Source organism: Isoptericola luteus, assembly GCF_020297055.1.
Taxonomy (GTDB): domain Bacteria; phylum Actinomycetota; class Actinomycetes; order Actinomycetales; family Cellulomonadaceae; genus Isoptericola; species Isoptericola luteus.
In genome coordinates, this window is the sequence record NZ_JAIXCQ010000008.1 from 60,098 (window position 1) to 75,914 (window position 15,817).

The 15,817-nt window shown below is 70.7% G+C and carries 11 protein-coding genes and 2 tRNA genes; 2 read left to right on the forward strand and 11 right to left on the reverse strand.

Annotated features, from left to right (window positions below; all coding sequences use genetic code 11):
• Positions 1-46 precede the first annotated feature (46 nt).
• On the forward strand, positions 47-1,177 hold the full coding sequence (locus tag LEP48_RS12285) for a hypothetical protein (protein ID WP_225565890.1): 1,131 nt from the start codon (positions 47-49) through the stop codon (positions 1,175-1,177).
• 72 nt (positions 1,178-1,249) lie between these two features.
• Here LEP48_RS12285 and LEP48_RS12290 read toward each other — a convergent pair.
• The 6 genes from LEP48_RS12290 to gyrB form a co-directional block, all read right to left on the reverse strand.
• Positions 1,250-1,325 (reverse strand) — tRNA-Ala (locus tag LEP48_RS12290).
• A 14-nt stretch (positions 1,326-1,339) separates the two neighbouring features.
• A complete protein-coding gene (locus LEP48_RS12295; RefSeq protein WP_225565891.1) occupies positions 1,340-1,459 on the reverse strand; it encodes a DLW-39 family protein in 120 nt (39 codons plus the stop codon).
• A gap of 65 nt (positions 1,460-1,524) precedes the next feature.
• Positions 1,525-1,598 (reverse strand) — tRNA-Ile (locus tag LEP48_RS12300).
• A gap of 102 nt (positions 1,599-1,700) precedes the next feature.
• Entirely contained in the window at positions 1,701-2,531 is an 831-nt protein-coding gene (locus tag LEP48_RS12305; RefSeq protein ID WP_225565892.1) for a DUF3566 domain-containing protein, read from the reverse strand.
• A complete protein-coding gene (gene gyrA / locus LEP48_RS12310; RefSeq protein ID WP_422723839.1) occupies positions 2,531-5,125 on the reverse strand; it encodes a DNA gyrase subunit A in 2,595 nt (864 codons plus the stop codon). The genes LEP48_RS12305 and gyrA overlap by 1 nt, the downstream gene beginning before the upstream one ends.
• Before the next feature lie 129 nt (positions 5,126-5,254).
• Positions 5,255-7,351: a DNA topoisomerase (ATP-hydrolyzing) subunit B gene (gene gyrB / locus LEP48_RS12315; RefSeq protein WP_422723838.1), complete on the reverse strand. Its 2,097-nt coding sequence runs from the start codon at positions 7,349-7,351 to the stop codon at positions 5,255-5,257.
• A 477-nt stretch (positions 7,352-7,828) separates the two neighbouring features.
• Between gyrB and LEP48_RS12320 the strand changes: the two genes are divergently transcribed.
• Entirely contained in the window at positions 7,829-9,385 is a 1,557-nt protein-coding gene (locus LEP48_RS12320) for a hypothetical protein (protein ID WP_225565894.1), read from the forward strand.
• 168 nt (positions 9,386-9,553) lie between these two features.
• On the opposite strand, the gene LEP48_RS12325 is transcribed toward LEP48_RS12320, so the two are convergent.
• The 5 genes from LEP48_RS12325 to dnaA form a co-directional block, all read right to left on the reverse strand.
• The gene (locus LEP48_RS12325) at positions 9,554-10,213 is read right to left on the reverse strand and encodes a DciA family protein (RefSeq protein WP_225565895.1); all 660 of its coding nucleotides are present in this window, start codon (positions 10,211-10,213) and stop codon (positions 9,554-9,556) included.
• Positions 10,206-11,504, reverse strand: a complete 1,299-nt coding sequence (gene recF / locus LEP48_RS12330) for a DNA replication/repair protein RecF (protein WP_225565896.1) — start codon at positions 11,502-11,504, stop codon at positions 10,206-10,208. Before recF ends, LEP48_RS12325 begins: the two co-directional genes overlap by 8 nt.
• An 18-nt stretch (positions 11,505-11,522) precedes the next feature.
• Positions 11,523-12,455, reverse strand: a complete 933-nt coding sequence (gene gnd, locus LEP48_RS12335; protein WP_225565897.1) for a phosphogluconate dehydrogenase (NAD(+)-dependent, decarboxylating) — start codon at positions 12,453-12,455, stop codon at positions 11,523-11,525.
• 87 nt (positions 12,456-12,542) lie between these two features.
• Complete coding sequence (gene dnaN / locus LEP48_RS12340) at positions 12,543-13,676, reverse strand: DNA polymerase III subunit beta (RefSeq protein WP_225565898.1); 1,134 nt, start codon at positions 13,674-13,676, stop codon at positions 12,543-12,545.
• 670 nt (positions 13,677-14,346) lie between these two features.
• The gene (gene dnaA / locus LEP48_RS12345) at positions 14,347-15,774 is read right to left on the reverse strand and encodes a chromosomal replication initiator protein DnaA (protein ID WP_308010025.1); all 1,428 of its coding nucleotides are present in this window, start codon (positions 15,772-15,774) and stop codon (positions 14,347-14,349) included.
• Positions 15,775-15,817 lie beyond the last annotated feature (43 nt).

Consider the following 15,817-nt stretch of genomic DNA (forward strand, 5'->3'; position numbering starts at 1 on the left):
GCAGCGTGCCCCTGCAGGCCGTGCGACCTGGTGGCAGAGTGGGCCCATGGTGCGAAAGAGCGTCGGCGACAGTGCCAAGGACATCAGCAAGGACCTCAACTCGAAGCTCGCCTCGGTGACCGAGAAGGTCGACACCGAGAAGATCAGGGACTCCGCGACAGAGGCCGCGGCCGTCCTGGTCGACGTCGGCGCACGAGCTGCCGGCGGCGCGAAGGACAAGGCCGGTCAGGCCAAGGAATGGGCGGAACCGCGCATGGAATCGTTCCTCGAGTGGCTCACGCCGCGTGCCGAGAAGGCATGGCAGGACAGCGTGCGGGCCGCGGCGCCGCGCGTCGAGAAGGCGGCCGAGGCGGCCGGTCCGATGGTCGACACCGCGCATGACAAGATCGTGGACGACTACCTGCCTCGCGTCGTGTCGGCGTTCAACGACGCCGCCGCGCGGGCGGGCGCCGTCGCGGGGGCGGCTGCGGTCGCAGCGGCCGACGCCGCGCAGGACGCGGGCAAGAAGGCCGGCAAGCGGGCCGCGAAGCGGGCGCACGAGGCGGCCAAGGCCGCCGACAAGGCGGCCGCGAAGGCCGCCAAGGAGGCCGAGAAGGGCTCGGGCAAGGGCAAGGGACTCTTCTGGTTCCTCGCGCTGCTCGGTGCCGCCGCGGCCGGCTACACGTTCTGGCGCCGCGCCCAGCCGCAGAACGACCCCTGGGCCGAGCCGTGGGAGCAGGCTGCCAAGCCCGACTACGACGGCGCGGCACGCGACGCGCGGCACGCGGCCGCTGACGCCGCAGAGGCCGTGGGCGAGGCCGCGGGCCACGCCGTCGCCCGCGGGCGCGAGGTGGCGGACAAGGGCCGCGAGGCCGCGGAGGACGTGACCGAGAAGGTCACCGAGGCCGTGGACAAGGCCAAGGACCGGGCGACCGGCGCCGTGGACAAGGCCACGGACGCCGCGAAGAAGGCCACGTCCCGCGGCCGCGCCGGCACCGCCCGCAAGGAGGACGGCGCGCCCACCCCGACGCCGACCACCTCGACCGGGACCACCCCGAGCGGGGCCACCTCGAGCGGGGCCAGCTCGGCCGACACCGCCGGGAAGGACGCCGCGCCCAAGCCGGTGACGCCGAAGAGCACCGCGCCCAAGCCCGGGGCTCCGAAGGACGACACGTCCGGCGGGGGCACGAAGAGCTGACCACGCCTCCGCACCGGGCGGGACGACGAAGGCCCTGCCGCACCCGAGGTGCGGCAGGGCCTTCGTCCGTTCTGGTGGAGCCAAGGGGACTCGAACCCCTAACCCCCTGCTTGCAAAGCAGGTGCGCTACCAATTGCGCCATGGCCCCCGGCGAGCGAGGTGTCAGTCGATCGTGTCGGTGACCTCGGACCACAGGTCACGGTCGGCGGCATCCTCGTTGAGCCGGCGCCAGACGAGGTAGCCCGCGCCGAGCGCGAGCAGGAGGACGAACAGCTTCTTCACGAGAACCTCCTCGTCACGGCCCTTCGGGCCGTGCCTGTCGTGGCCCGGGCCGGTGCGACCTGGAGTGGGGCTAGGAGGACTTGAACCTCCGACCTCTTCCTTATCAGGGAAGCGCTCTAACCGTCTGAGCTATAGCCCCATGCACGTGCTCCGGGGAACGCGTGCAGCACGGAACATTACCGTACGCGGACGCCCGCTCCCAAACCGGGGCGGGCGTCCGCGGGTGTGACGTCGGTCCCGCTCACTCGTCGGTGAGCGTGAGGTGCACACCGCCCACGAGCGCCGCCGTGACGTTGTACAGGATGGCCATGATCGTGGCGATCGCGGTGAGCAGGACGATGTCCACGATGGCGATGAGGACAGCGACCGACACGATCCGGTCGAACGCGATGAACTGGACGATGTTCAGCGTGCCGTTGCCGATGGTCTGCTGCAGGAAGTCCTGGATCGTGGCGAACGTGCCCATGTCGTTCAGCACGTACCAGACGACCATCGTCGCGACGACCGTGATGAGGCCGATCGCGACCGAGAGCAGGAACGCGAGCTTCATGACGGACCACGGGTCCACGCGGGAGACGGAGAGCCGCACCCGTCGCGGCCCGGCCTCGCGCGCCGCGGCGGCCGAGACCTCCGCGGTGCCGAGCGGCGCTGTCGTGCCGCCGACGCCACCCGCGGAGTAGTGCATCTGGGGCCTCGGCTCGGCCGAGGCCTGCGGGCGCTTGGTGCCGGTCGTGGGCTTCGCCTTCGCGGCGGGGGCGGGCTGGTCCGTGGTGCCCGCGGCGCGTGACGACCCGTCCGGGATGGCCGACTGCACCTTCTTGGCCGCGGAACGCGCAGCGGCCAGCGCGGCGGCGGCCGCCTTGACGGCCCCCTCCTTCACCGGCGACGAGCCCGTCGTGCTGCCGGGCGGCGGGGGCGGCGGGTCGACCTTGGCCGGCGCGCTCACCTTCATCGGCGCGCTCATCGGCACCGGGCTCTTGCGGTGCGTCTGCTCGTCGATCTCGGAGCCGTGGTGCGCCGCCGGCACCGACGTGGCGCTCGTCGACCCGCCCGACGCGGTGTTCTCCGTCATCAGTCCTCGTCCCCGCTGCTCTTCTGCTCGTCGGCGGCCTGTCCGTCCACGCTAACCGACTCCTCGTTCTCCGACTCCTCGTCGGCGCGTCGCTCGACGTTGCGGGCCACGGCGATGATGCGGTCCCCCTTGTCGGGCTTGGCGAAGGTGACGCCCTGCGTGGTGCGGCCGGTGAGGTTCACCCCTGCCACAGCGGACCGCACGATCTTGCCACGCTCCATGATCACGAGCACCTCGTCATCAGACTCCGTGACCAGGGCCCCCACGAGGTCTCCACGAGCCTCCACAAGGTTCGCCACCTTGATGCCGAACCCGGCCCTGCCCTGCACCCGGTACTCGGTGATCCGCGTGCGCTTGGCGAAGCCGCCCTCGGTGACCACGAACAGCTCGGTGCCGGGCGTCACGACGTCCGCGTTGAGCAGCTCGTCGTCGTCGCGGAACTTCATGCCGGTGACGCCGGACGTCGCACGACCGAGCGGGCGCAGGGTGTCGTCGTCGGCGGGGAACCGGATCGACTGCCCCTTGCGGGACACGAGGATGAGGTGGTCGTCGGCGTTGACCAGGCGAGCCGCCACGAGCTCGTCGGGCGTCCCGTCCTCGTCCTCGCGCAGGTTGATGGCGATGAGGCCGCCCGAGCGCGGCGAGTTGTACTCCCCGAGGCGCGTCTTCTTCACGACGCCGCGGCGGGTGGCGAGGACGAGGTAGTCGGCCGCCTCGTAGTCGGGCAGGTCGAGCACCTGAGCGATGCGCTCGCCCGGCTGGAACGCGAGCATGTTCGCCACGTGCTGGCCCTTGGCGTCGCGCCCGCCCTCGGGCAGCTCGTACCCCTTGGCACGGTAGACGCGGCCGAGGTTCGTGAAGAACAGCAGCCAGTGGTGCGTCGTCGTGACGAAGAAGTGCTCGACGATGTCGTCCTCGCGCAGCGCCGCCCCGCGGACGCCCTTGCCGCCGCGCCGCTGGGCACGGTAGCTGTCCGAGCGGGTGCGCTTCGCGTACCCGCCGCGGGTGATCGTGACGACGACCTCTTCCTCGGGGATGAGGTCCTCGATCGACATGTCGCCGTCGTACGGGAGCACCGTCGTGCGGCGCTCGTCGCCGAAGCGGTCGACGACGGTGTCCATCTCGTCGCCGACGATCGTGCGCTGCCGCTCCGGCTTGGCCAGGATGTCCTCGTAGTCCTTGATCTGGCGCTCGAGCTCGGCGTGCTGGTCGATGATCTTCTGCCGCTCGAGGGCGGCCAGACGGCGCAGCTGGAGCGCGAGGATCGCGTTGGCCTGCTGCTCGTCGACGTCGAGGAGCTCCATCAGCCCGGTGCGGGCCTGCTCGGCGTCGGGGGAGCGGCGGATCAGCGCGATGACCTCGTCGAGCGCGTCCAGCGCCTTGAGGTACCCGCGCAGGATGTGGATCTCGCGCTCGGCCTCGGAGAGCAGGTACTCCGTGCGGCGTCGGACGACGTCGATCTGGTGCGTCGTCCAGTGCCGGATGAAGGCGTCGAGGCTGAGCGTGCGCGGCACCTCGTCGACCAGGGCCAGCATGTTCGCGCCGAACGAGTGCTGGAGCTGCGTGTGCTTGTACAGGTTGTTGAGGACGACCTTGGCGACGGCGTCGCGCTTGAGCACGATGACGAGGCGCTGGCCCGTGCGGCCCGAGGTCTCGTCGCGGATGTCGGCGATGCCGGCGATCTTGCCGTCGTTGACCAGGTCGGCGATCTTGCTGGCCAGGCTGTCCGGGTTGACCTGGTAGGGCAGCTCGGTGATGACCAGGCAGATGCGGTTCTGGATCTCCTCGACGTTCACGACGGCCCGCATCGTGATGGAGCCGCGCCCCGTGCGGTACGCCTCCTCGATGCCCTTGGTGCCGAGGATCTGCGCGCCGGTGGGGAAGTCCGGCCCCTTGATGCGCTGCATGAGCGCGGCCAGGAGCTCCTCCCTGGTGGCCTCCGGGTGGGCGAGGTGCCAGCGCACGCCCTCCGCGACCTCGCGCAGGTTGTGCGGCGGGATGTTCGTGGCCATGCCGACGGCGATGCCGGCCGACCCGTTCACCAGCAGGTTGGGGAACCGGGCCGGCAGGACGACGGGCTCCTGGGTGCGGCCGTCGTAGTTGTCCTGGAAGTCGACCGTGTTCTTCTCGATGTCCCGGACCATCTCGAGCGCCAGCGGCGCCATCCGGCACTCGGTGTACCGCGGCGCCGCGGCAGGGTCGTCGCCGGGGGAGCCGAAGTTGCCCTGCCCCGCGACCAGCGGGTAGCGCAGCACCCAGTCCTGGACCAGGCGCACGAGCGTGTCGTAGATCGCCGTGTCACCGTGCGGGTGGAACTTGCCCATGACGTCGCCGACCACGCGGGAGCACTTGGAGTACGCCCGGTCGGGGCGGTAGCCGCCGTCGTACATCGCGTACAGCACGCGCCGGTGCACCGGCTTGAGCCCGTCCCGCACGTCCGGCAGCGCGCGGCCGACGATGACGCTCATCGCGTAGTCGAGGTAGCTGCGCTGCATCTCCAGCTGCAGGTCGACCTGCTCGATGCGCCCGTGGTGCACCGCGACGGCACCGTCCGCCTGCGCGGGGATCTCCTCGCCGGGTGCGCCGTCCGTCATGTCTGGGCCGGGAGTCTCGTCGGTCACCATCTACCTCTTTCTCTTCCTGCGCCGCCGGGGCGCGGGTCCTGTCGTCCTCGAACTACCGGTACAACGGCGCACAGGTGGTCTGTACACCGACGTACCCCGCTAGATGTCGAGGAAGCGGACGTCCTTGGCGTTGCGCTGGATGAAGCTGCGGCGGGACTCGACGTCCTCGCCCATGAGCACGGAGAAGATCTCGTCCGCGGCGGCCGCGTCGTCCATGGTGACCTGCAGCAGCGTGCGGTTCTCGGGGTCCATCGTGGTGTCCCACAGCTCGGTGTAGTCCATCTCGCCGAGGCCCTTGTACCGCTGGATGCCGTTGTCCTTCGGGATCCGCTTCCCCGCCGCGATGCCCTCCTTGAGGAACGCGTCGCGCTCCCGGTCGGAGTACACGTAGTCGTGCGGGGAGTTCGACCACTTGAGCCGGTACAGCGGCGGCTGCGCCAGGTACACGTGACCGTGCTCGATGAGCGGGCGCATGTAGCGGAACAGCAGCGTGAGCAGCAGGGTGCAGATGTGCTGGCCGTCGACGTCGGCATCGGCCATGAGCACGATCTTGTGGTACCGCAGCTTGGCGATGTCGAAGTCCTCGCCGATGCCCGTGCCGAACGCCGTGATGAGCGCCTGGACCTCGGTGTTGGAGAGCGCACGGTCGAGCCGCGCGCGCTCCACGTTGAGGATCTTGCCGCGCAGCGGAAGGATCGCCTGGTTGTGCGGGTTGCGCCCGCGGACGGCGGAGCCGCCGGCGGAGTCGCCCTCCACGATGTAGATCTCGCAGTCCTCGGGCCGGTTCGACTGGCAGTCCTTGAGCTTGCCGGGCATCCCGCCCGAGCTCAGGACCCCCTTGCGGCGGGTGGCCTCGCGCGCCTTGCGCGCCGCGATCCGCGCTTGCGACGCCTGGATCGCCTTGCGGATGATGTCGCGCGCCTCCGAGGGGTGCGCGTCGAACCAGTCGGTGAGCTTCTCGCGCACGACCCGCTGGACGAACGTCTTGGCCATCGTGTTGCCGAGCTTCGTCTTGGTCTGGCCCTCGAACTGCGGCTCGCCGAGCTTCACGGAGATGACGGCGGTGAGGCCCTCGCGGATGTCGTCACCCGTGAGGTTCTCGTCCTTCTCCTTGATGATGGCCTTGTCGCGCGCGTAGCTGTTGATGAGGGTCGTCAGCGCCGCGCGGAAGCCCTCCTCGTGGGTGCCGCCCTCGGTGGTGGAGATGGTGTTCGCGAACGTGTGCACCGACTCGCTGTACGCCGTGGTCCACTGCATCGCGATCTCCACCGAGATCAGCCGCTCGGTGTCCTCCGCCTCGACGTCGATGATCTCCGGGTGCACCAGCTCCGACTTCTTCGCGGCGTTGATGTGGGCGACGTAGTCGGTCAGGCCCTTCTCGTACCGGTACGTCACCGAGCGTGCGGCGGGCGCCTCGTCCTCCGGCGACGTGGCCGCGGCGTCGCCCTCGGCGGGGGCGTCTGTGCTGCCCGTGACCTCGTCGTCGATGACGGTGTGCCCGGCGCGCTCGTCGGTGAGCATGATCGTCAGGCCCTTGTTGAGGAACGCGTACTGCTGGAAGCGCGAGCGCAGCGTCTCGTAGTCGTAGTCGGTCGTCTCGAAGATCGAGTCGTCCGCCCAGAACGTCTGCGTGGTCCCGGTGATCTCGTCCGGGCCGAGCGGCCTGAGCTTCTGCACCGGGGCGACGGGCTCACCGCCGTCGCGGTACTCCTGGCTCCAGTGGAACCCGTCGCGCCGGACCTCGGAGAGGAAGCGCGTGGACAGCGCGTTGACCACGGACATGCCCACGCCGTGCAGGCCGCCCGACACCGCGTAGCCCCCGCCGCCGAACTTGCCGCCGGCGTGCAGGATCGTCATCACGACCTCGAGCGTCGGCTTGCCCTCGGTGGGGTGCATCGCGACCGGGATCCCGCGGCCGTTGTCCTGGACCCGGACACCGCCGTCGGCGAGCAGGGTCACCTCGATCGTGTCCGCGTGGCCCGCGAGGGCCTCGTCCACAGAGTTGTCCACAATCTCATACACGAGGTGGTGCAGACCGCGCTCACCGGTCGAGCCGATGTACATGCCCGGACGCTTGCGGACGGCCTCCAGGCCCTCCAGGACGGTGATGTTCCCGGCGTCGTAACCGCCCCCCGGCCCGACGACGCCATCGGAGGCAGCAGTGCTGGGACGGGTGGTGTCGATACGGTCTGCCACGGGCTGGGCTTCTCCTCGATCGTCGCGCAGGACTCCGGCCCCACGCATGGCGTGGCGCTGGTGCGGCTCACAGGTTCCGGGTGTGCACCCGACCTGCCGCGGGGCCGGCGGACAGGACGACGGACGCCTCGCCCGCGCCTACTCGCCGCACCTGGTGCACGGCGCCTCACGGATGGTCGGTACACGACCCGGAATGACCTTCCCAGTCTACCTGCCGAGGGCGACGAACTGGCGGATTGACGCCCTTGCCGGCCACCAGGAAGCACCCGTGGAGGTGTGACCTCGCCATCACTTCTCCACACCGTTGTCCACAGGTGCCCGGAGCGGGTGAAACTTCGGGTCCGAACAGCGTATTCTCACCGATTTTCACCCTCTATCTCCCTTTTTCCTCCTTCAAGTGCTCTAATACACCCTGTCTCCCTGTTTCGCATGTCGGGCACGTGACGTGCCCGGACCCAACGAAGGGACCAATCCCACGTGAAGAGGATCCTGGCGGGCGTCGCCACGACCGCGCTCGCCCTCGGAGGAATGCTCGTCGCCACCGCGGCACCGGCCTCCGCGCACACCCCTGACGCATCAGCTACCTGCACCACCCTCTCCGTGAACCTCGGTGCCTACCGCGGCGCCACGGTCACGGTGACGGTCGACGGATCGGCCGTCGCCACGGAGCAGTTCGACCGCAACTGGAGCAAGTCGTTCCCGCTCGACGGTTCCACGTCGCACACCTGGTCGATCGACGTCGACGCCCACGACAGCTCGAGCTACGACTGGCAGGACTCGGGAACGACCGAGCCGTGCCTGCCCACCACGCCGGAGCAGCCGAAGAAGTCCGAGGCACAGGTCGCCATCTACCTGTACCCGAAGATCCACAAGGACCGTCCCGCAGCGTGGGAGAACTCCGGCCTCCAGACGCTCGTCGGGACCACGACGGTCGAGTGGACCAAGGACTCGAAGCGCGACGGCACCTACTGGTACACCGAGCTCCCCGAGACGTCGATCCTCGACGAGATCGACCTCTGCACCGACTGGGGCATCCAGCAGGACCTGCTGCGCGGCGGCCCGGACGAGTACGAGGTGCCGAAGAACATCCAGTTCCCCGACGGGACGCTGCACGACGCCCACCTCATGGACTGGACCCACCAGGAGCTGGCCGAGCTCGGCATCAGTCTGCCCACCGGTGAGAACTGCGACGGCACGCCCAACGTCCCGGAGACCCCGGAGCCGCCGGTCGACACGCCCGACGAGGTCGTCGCGCCCGTCCCGCCCGCCGCGGTCACCGTCTGCGGCTCGACGTCCTCCGACATCGAGCTCCCCGTGACCACCGGGATCAACTACCTCAGCACCGAGCAGGGTGTTCTCGCGGTCCCGGCCGACGGGTACGCGTTCGGCGAGGACCTCGGCGGGTACACCCGCACCGACGACGGTGACGTGATCTTCCCGCTGGAGAACCTCCTCCCGTCCGCCGAGGAGTGCGCGCTCGTCCCCGGTGACGTGGCCGCCGTCTGTGAGGGCGCCTCCCCGTACCTCGGCTACTCGATGAGCCTGCCCGAGGGCGTCGAGATCGACGACGAGACCCCGCTGACGATCACGTTCCTCAACCCGGACGGCGAGAACCACGTCACCACCGGACTCCCGCTCGAGGGCAGCCTGCTGTGGCCGGGCGCCTCGGACACCGAGCCGCTGCAGTGGCCGGGCTGGGAGCTCCAGGAGGACGGCTCGTACGTCGAGACCGAGGGCAACTTCGCGTGGACCCGTGACGGAGTCCAGGTCCTGTTCGAGGTCAACCCCTCGTTCGCGGCCGTCGTGGACTACCCGCCGGCGTCGTCCGAGTGCGCCAACCCGCAGGGGATGGGCGGCCCCGACGGGGCCGTCGTCGACGTCGAGCTGGACGACGCCCCGGCCGTCGAGGCCGAGGGTGAGGGCGAGCTCGCCATGACCGGTGCCACCGTCGGCTGGGTGGCCGGCTTCGCGGCCCTCCTCGTGGCCGGTGGCGTGACGCTGTTCCTCGTGCGACGCCGTCTGCAGCAGGACTGAGCAGAGGACGCTGACCGCGAGCTCACCCTGAGCCCGCGGTAAGCACCGAAGGGCCCGACCGGATCTCCGGTCGGGCCCTTCGTCGTCCCAGCGCCCGCGGCGCGGGCCGTCGCGCCGCCTCGCGCCGCCTCGCGCCGCCGTCGCGGCAGCTGCGGCGGTCCGAACCGGTCAGCCGTAGGTGTCGCGCGGCCCGGGGCCGCGCACGCTCCGCCGGCCCTTGCGGAACCCTGGTCCGGCAGGGCCGAGCACGGTGACCTGCTCGACGACGCCCTCCCCGACCTCCTCCGACAGGCGCCGGAGCAACGTGGGGACCAGCAGGCGTACCTGCGTCGCCCACGCCGTCGAGTCGGCACGCACCACGAGCACCTTGTCCTCGAACGTCTCGGGCTCGCAGTGGTCCGCGACCTGGTCGCCCACGACCTCGCGCCAGCGCCCGATCACGCCCCCGACGGAGACATCGGACGTCCAGCCCTTGTCCCGCAGCAACCGGCCGATGACGTCGGACAGGAGCTGCGGGTCCCGTGCGCCGGGTCCCTTGCCGGAGTAGCGCGGCTCCACCAGCGGCGAGCGGCGCGCCGGGGACCCGGGCCGCAACCCTTTCGCGCGCGCCGCTGCCTTCGCGCGGTTCAACGCCTCGCGCGCCACCTCGACGGCGGGCGTGAGATCGGTGCGGTCGCCGACAGGTCGCAGGTCGCCCGCGGCCCTCCTCGCCCCTCCGGGGACGCCGGTGCCGTCGGTGCCGTCGGTGCCGTCGTCGTGCCCGTCGTCCGGCGTGCTACCGGGGCCGCGGCGCTCGGGCCCCTCGACACCGAGGTCGTCGTCAGGCACGCCGCACCTGCCCGGGCGTGACCTCGAACCGGGCGCCCAGCAGGCTCTCGGGGACGTCGCCCGGGACGGCGGCCGTGACCAGCACCTGCCGGGCCGGAGCGACGAGGTCGGCGAGCCGGGACCGCCGACGCACGTCGAGCTCGGCGAAGACGTCGTCGAGGATGAGGACGGGGTCGGCGTCCGTCCCCAGGTCGGGGTCCCAGAACGCGCCCTCGGGCACGACGACGGTGGCCTCGGCGGGTGGGGCGCCCGCGGTCTCGCCGTCCGTGCCCAGGCCGCCCGTGCCCAGGCCGTCCACAGCGGGGGAGGCCTGGTCGGCGCCGCCACCCAGCAGCCGGTAGGACGCGAGCCGCAGCGCGAGCGCGATCGACCACGACTCGCCGTGGCTCGCGTACCCCTTGGCCGGCAGGTCCCCCAGCGTCAGGACCAGGTCGTCGCGGTGCGGGCCCACGAGGCTCACGCCGCGTTCCACCTCCTGCCCGCGCACCCGGGAGATCGCCTCGAGCATCGCCGGCTCCAGCTCCGCGGCCGTCGGCGTCATGGCTCCCGCCCCGGTCAGCCCTGACGGCGCCCCGCCGTCGGCCTCGGGCACGCTCGAGCGGTAGGTGAGCTCGGCCCGCCCGTCCGCGTCGCTCACCTGCGCGTACGCGGCCTCCACCTCCGGCTGGAGCGCGGCGGTGAGGGCCAGCCGCATGGCAAGGATCTGCGCCCCGAGCTGTGCCGCCTTGGCGTCCCACACCTCGAGGGTCGACAGATCCGGCGTCCGCCCGCCGCGCTGGACACCGCGCAGGGACTTCAACAGCGCGGACCGCTGGCGCACCACTCGCTCGTAGTCGCTCAGGAGGCCGGCGGCGCGGGGCCGCAGCTGGACCACGAGCTGGTCGAGGAAGCGGCGACGCCCGTCCGGGTCGCCCTTGACGAGCGCCAGGTCCTCCGGCGCGAAGAGGACCGTGCGCAGGATCCCCAGCACGTCCCGCGCGCGGCCCGCCTGCCCGCGGTTGACGCGTGCGCGGTTCGCCTTGCCGGCCGTGATCTCCAGCTCGACGGTGGACGCGCGGTCACCCCGCACGATGCGGGTGCGCACGACGGCTCGTTCGGCCCCGGCGCGGATGAGCGGGGTGTCGTTCGCGACACGGTGGCTGCCGAGGGTGGCCACGTACCCGATGGCCTCGACCAGGTTGGTCTTGCCCTGGCCGTTGCGCCCCACGAACGCGGTGGGACCGGGCTCGAGCTCGACGTCGGCCGCGGCGTAGGAGCGGAAGTCGAGGAGGGAGAGGTGCGAGACGTACATGGTCCCCCTGCGGGGCCGTCAGGCCGGAGGCTCGAGAGGGCCGGCGCCCGGCGACGCAGGGCCTGCCGGACGCACCGCGTGCCCACCGAACTGCTGGCGGAGCGCCGCGACGGCCTTCATCGCGGGGGACTCGGTCTGGCGCGACGAGAACCGCGCGAACAGCGCGGCCGAGATGACCGGCAGCGGCACCGCGTTGTCGATCGCCTCGTCGACCGTCCACCGGCCCTCGCCGGAGTCGTCGACCCAGTCGTCGATCGCGGTGAGGCTCGGGTCCTCCTCGAGCGCCTTCACCATGAGGTCGAGCAGCCACGAACGGACCACGGTGCCTCGCGTCCACGCCTTCATCGTCCCGTGCACGTCGGTGACGATGTCCTTGGCGGCGAGGAGCTCGTAGCCCTCCGCGTACGCCTGCATGAGGCCGTACTCGATGCCGTTGTGGACCATCTTCGCGAAGTGTCCTGCCCCGACCTCACCGGCGTGCACGAAGCCCTCCTCGCGCGGGCCCTCGGGCCGCAGCGCGTCGAACACGGGCATCAGGTGCTCGACCAGGTCCCGTTCGCCGCCCACCATGAGGCCGTAACCGTTCTCCAGGCCCCACACGCCACCGGAGACGCCCACGTCGACGTAGCCGACGCCACGCTCGGCCAGCTCGGCCGCCCGCGCCTGGTCCTCCGGGTAGTGCGAGTTGCCGCCCTCGATGACGATGTCGCCCTCGGAGAGCAGGGTGCCCAGCTCGTCCACGACACCGCGCGTGGGCGCGCCGGCCGGGACCATGACCCACACCACGCGCCGGCCCTCGGGGAGCGCCGCGACCAGCCCTGCCAGGTCCGGGACGTCGGTCACCTCCGGTCGAGGGTCGTACCCCGTGACCTCGATGCCACCGTTGCGCAGCCGCTCGCGCATGTTGTGGCCCATCTTGCCCAGGCCGACGAGACCGATGTGACTGACCATGGGTGGATCCTCCCGAGGCGGATGGGGACGGCTGGCGGACGACACGCCGAGCGTACGGCGGCCGCCCCGACGTGGCGCGGCGGGCGGTCAGCCCGCGAAGCGGATGGGCACGAGCAGGTAGCGGTACTCGGACGAGTCCTCGCCGTCGAGCGAGCCCTGCCCGGTGAACTCCACCGGCTTGTTGGGGTGCGTGAACGACAGGCGGACGAAGTCCGTGCCCAGGGCGCCGAGCCCGTCGAGCAGGAACTGCGGGTTGAACGCCACCTGGATGTCCTCACCGACCAGCACCGCCTCGAGCGCCTCGGACGCCTGCGCGTCGTCGCCCTGGCCGGCGTCGAGCACGACCTGGCCTTCGGTGAACGACAGGCGGATCGGGGTGTTGCGCTCGGCTACGAGGGAGACGCGCTTGGCGGCGTCGATGAGCGGCCCGGTCGCGACGACGGCGTGGATGGGCGTCGCGTCGGGGAACAGCCGACGCACCGGGGGGTAGTCCCCGTCGACGAGCTGGGAGGTGGTCCGCCGGCCGGCGGCCTCGAACCCGATGAGGTCCACGCCCTGGCCTGTGGACAGGCCGATGTCGACCGTCCCCCCGCCGCTGCCGAGCGACTTGGCGACGTCGGTGAGGGTGCGGGCGCGCACGAGCGCCACGGCGGAGTAGCCCGGCGTGGCCGGCGTCCAGGTCAGCTCCCGCAGCGCCAGACGGTAGCGGTCCGTGGCGAGGAGGGTGATGCGCTCCTCCTCGATCTCCATGCGCACGCCCGTGAGCAGGGGCAGCGTGTCGTCGCGGCTCGCCGCGACGCTCACCTGGGCGACGGCGTGGGTCAGGGCGTCGCCCGACACCGTGCCGCTGAGCTCGGGCATCGAGGGGAGGGCCGGGTAGTCCTCGACCGGCATCGTGAGGAGCGTGAACCGCGAGGCGCCGCAGGTCAGCACGACCTTGGTGCCCTCGAGCGTGACGTCCACAGGCTTGTGGGGGAGTGCGCGGGAGATCTCTGCGAGGAGGCGGCCGGAGACGAGCACCGTTCCGGGCTCCGAGACCTCGGCCGGGATCTCCGAGCGGGCCGAGACCTCGTAGTCGAAGCTCGACAGGCCGATGGTGCCCGCGCTGTCGACCTCGATGCGCACGCCCGCGAGCACCGGTGCAGGCGGCCGCGTGGGAAGCGTGCGTGCCGTCCAGGTCACGGCCTCGGCCAGGACGTCGCGCTCAACCCGGAACTTCATCCCACTCCTCGAGCAGTCGTCGATGCGGACGGCGGGGATCCCACCTGCCCGGGATGACCAGGAGCGGTGCAGCGGGTGGCGGGTCGTCGTCCGAGCCAAACCCTACGCGAGTCGGGGCTTCTTCGGCACGTGCTCTCCCCAGCCGGTGCGGGCGTGGACAGGGCGGCCGGCCCGGGCAGATGAAGGCGCGGTGAATTCCCCCTAGATCAAGGATTCGTCATCGTCATAGGGGCTGTGGAATCTGGGGAGATCGTGTGTCTTCGCAGGTCAGATGGCGTTCTCGGCTGTGGACACAGTGGGGGTGATGTTGTGGAGAACTGTGGGCGCCTGTGGGTGACGAAAGCTGTACCCACAGGTGTCCACCGATCTGGGGGTCGTCGTCCACCGGTTCGAGGCCTCGGTCCACACTCGTCCACAAAGTTATCCACAGGTGTGAATCGGGCCGGCCGAACGATCCGGCGACTTGTCCACATATGTCCTCCACAACCCTGGGGATGAAGCGGTCGGCGGCGCGCCACAGAGCCCCACATCCTGTGGGCGAGGATGTGGACGAGGCGTTCGGAGCGGCCTCGCGAGTGTCCACCGGTGGTCCGGGACAGGGCCGGACACGCCGATGCCCCGCGTCCCAGGTGTCGGGAGAGGGGCATCGGCGGAGTGGGCTCGGGGCAGTTCAGCCGCGGTGCTGCTGCTTGATGCGGCTGGTCAGCTCGGTCACCTGGTTGTAGGTGGAACGACGCTCCGCCATCTGGCCGGCGATCTTGCGGTTCGCGTGCATGACGGTGGTGTGGTCCCGGCCGCCGAACTGCTGGCCGATCTTGGGCAGCGAGAGGTCCGTGAGCTCCCGGCACAGGTACATGGCGATCTGGCGTGCGGTGACTAGCACACGGGATCGGGACGACCCGCACAGGTCGTCGATCGTCAGGCCGAAGTACGCGGCGGTCTGGGCGATCACCATCGAGGGCGTGATCTCGGTGGAGTCGTCGTCGGTGATGAGATCCTTCAGCACGATCTCCGCCAGCGCGAGGTCGACCTGCTGCCGGTTGAGGTTCGCGAACGCCGTGACCCGGATCAGCGCGCCCTCGAGCTCACGGATGTTCGTCGAGATCCGCGAGCCGATGTAGCTGAGCACCTCCGCCGGCACGTCGAGGCGCTCGCTCGCCGCCTTCTTGCGGAGGATGGCGATCCGGGTCTCGAGGTCCGGCGGCTGGACGTCGGTGATGAGGCCCCACTCGAACCGTGAGCGGAGCCGGTCCTCGAAGCCGTTGAGCTGCTTGGGCGGAACGTCGGAGGTGATCACGACCTGCTTGTTCGCGTTGTGCAGCGCGTTGAAGGTGTGGAAGAACTCCTCCATCGTCTGCTCCTTGCCCTGCAGGAACTGGATGTCGTCGATGAGGAGCACGTCGACGTCGCGGTACCGGCGCTGGAACGCCCCCGCACGCCCCTCGCCGATGCTGTTGATGAAGTCGTTGGTGAACTCCTCGGAGTTCACGTACCGCACCCGCACATGGGGGTAGAGGTTGTGGGCGTAGTGCCCGATGGCATGCAGCAGGTGCGTCTTGCCCAGGCCGGAGTCCCCGTAGATGAACAAGGGGTTGTAGGCCTTGGCCGGGGCCTCGGCGACGGCGACGGCCGCCGCGTGGGCGAAGCGGTTGGAGGAGCCGATGACGAACGTCTCGAAGATGTACTTCGGGTTCAGCCGGGTGGGCTCCGCGGACGGCTTGGGGGTGGGCGGGAGCACAGGAGCGTCGGCCTCGTCGGTGACGACCCCGGGGGCGTCGGCGGGCGCGGGTGCGCTGTAGTCCTGCGAAGGACCGGTCAGCGTGTCGCTGCTGAGCTCGGGGTCGACGGTAATCCCGAAGCGGATGTCGCGGCCCAGCGTCGAGGCCATCGCGGACACGAGCTGGTCGCGCACGCTCGTCTCGAGGTACGTCCGGGTCTGCTCGTGCGGCACTGCGATGAAGACGGTGTCGTCGAGGATCGCCATCGGCTTCGCGAGCTTGATGAAGGCGAGCTGGCGCGCCGTCATGTCGGGACGGGCCTCGAGCGTGGCCAGGGTGTGTGCCCAGACGTCGGTGATGTTCTCGTCCGGCTGGGCCACGGGTGTCGTCCTTCGTCGTTCTCGATGGGTGGGAAGTGCCGTG

Excerpts from the sequence above, each read along its gene's own strand:
- LEP48_RS12305 (WP_225565892.1), bottom strand. The coding sequence starts at position 2,531 with ATGACGGAGAACACCGCGTCGGGCGGGTCGACGAGCGCCACGTCGGTG.
- LEP48_RS12285 (WP_225565890.1), top strand. The coding sequence starts at position 47 with ATGGTGCGAAAGAGCGTCGGCGACAGTGCCAAGGACATCAGCAAGGAC.
- dnaN (WP_225565898.1), bottom strand. The coding sequence starts at position 13,676 with ATGAAGTTCCGGGTTGAGCGCGACGTCCTGGCCGAGGCCGTGACCTGG.
- gnd (WP_225565897.1), bottom strand. The coding sequence starts at position 12,455 with ATGGTCAGTCACATCGGTCTCGTCGGCCTGGGCAAGATGGGCCACAAC.
- recF (WP_225565896.1), bottom strand. The coding sequence starts at position 11,504 with ATGTACGTCTCGCACCTCTCCCTCCTCGACTTCCGCTCCTACGCCGCG.
- gyrA (WP_422723839.1), bottom strand. The coding sequence starts at position 5,125 with ATGACGGACGGCGCACCCGGCGAGGAGATCCCCGCGCAGGCGGACGGT.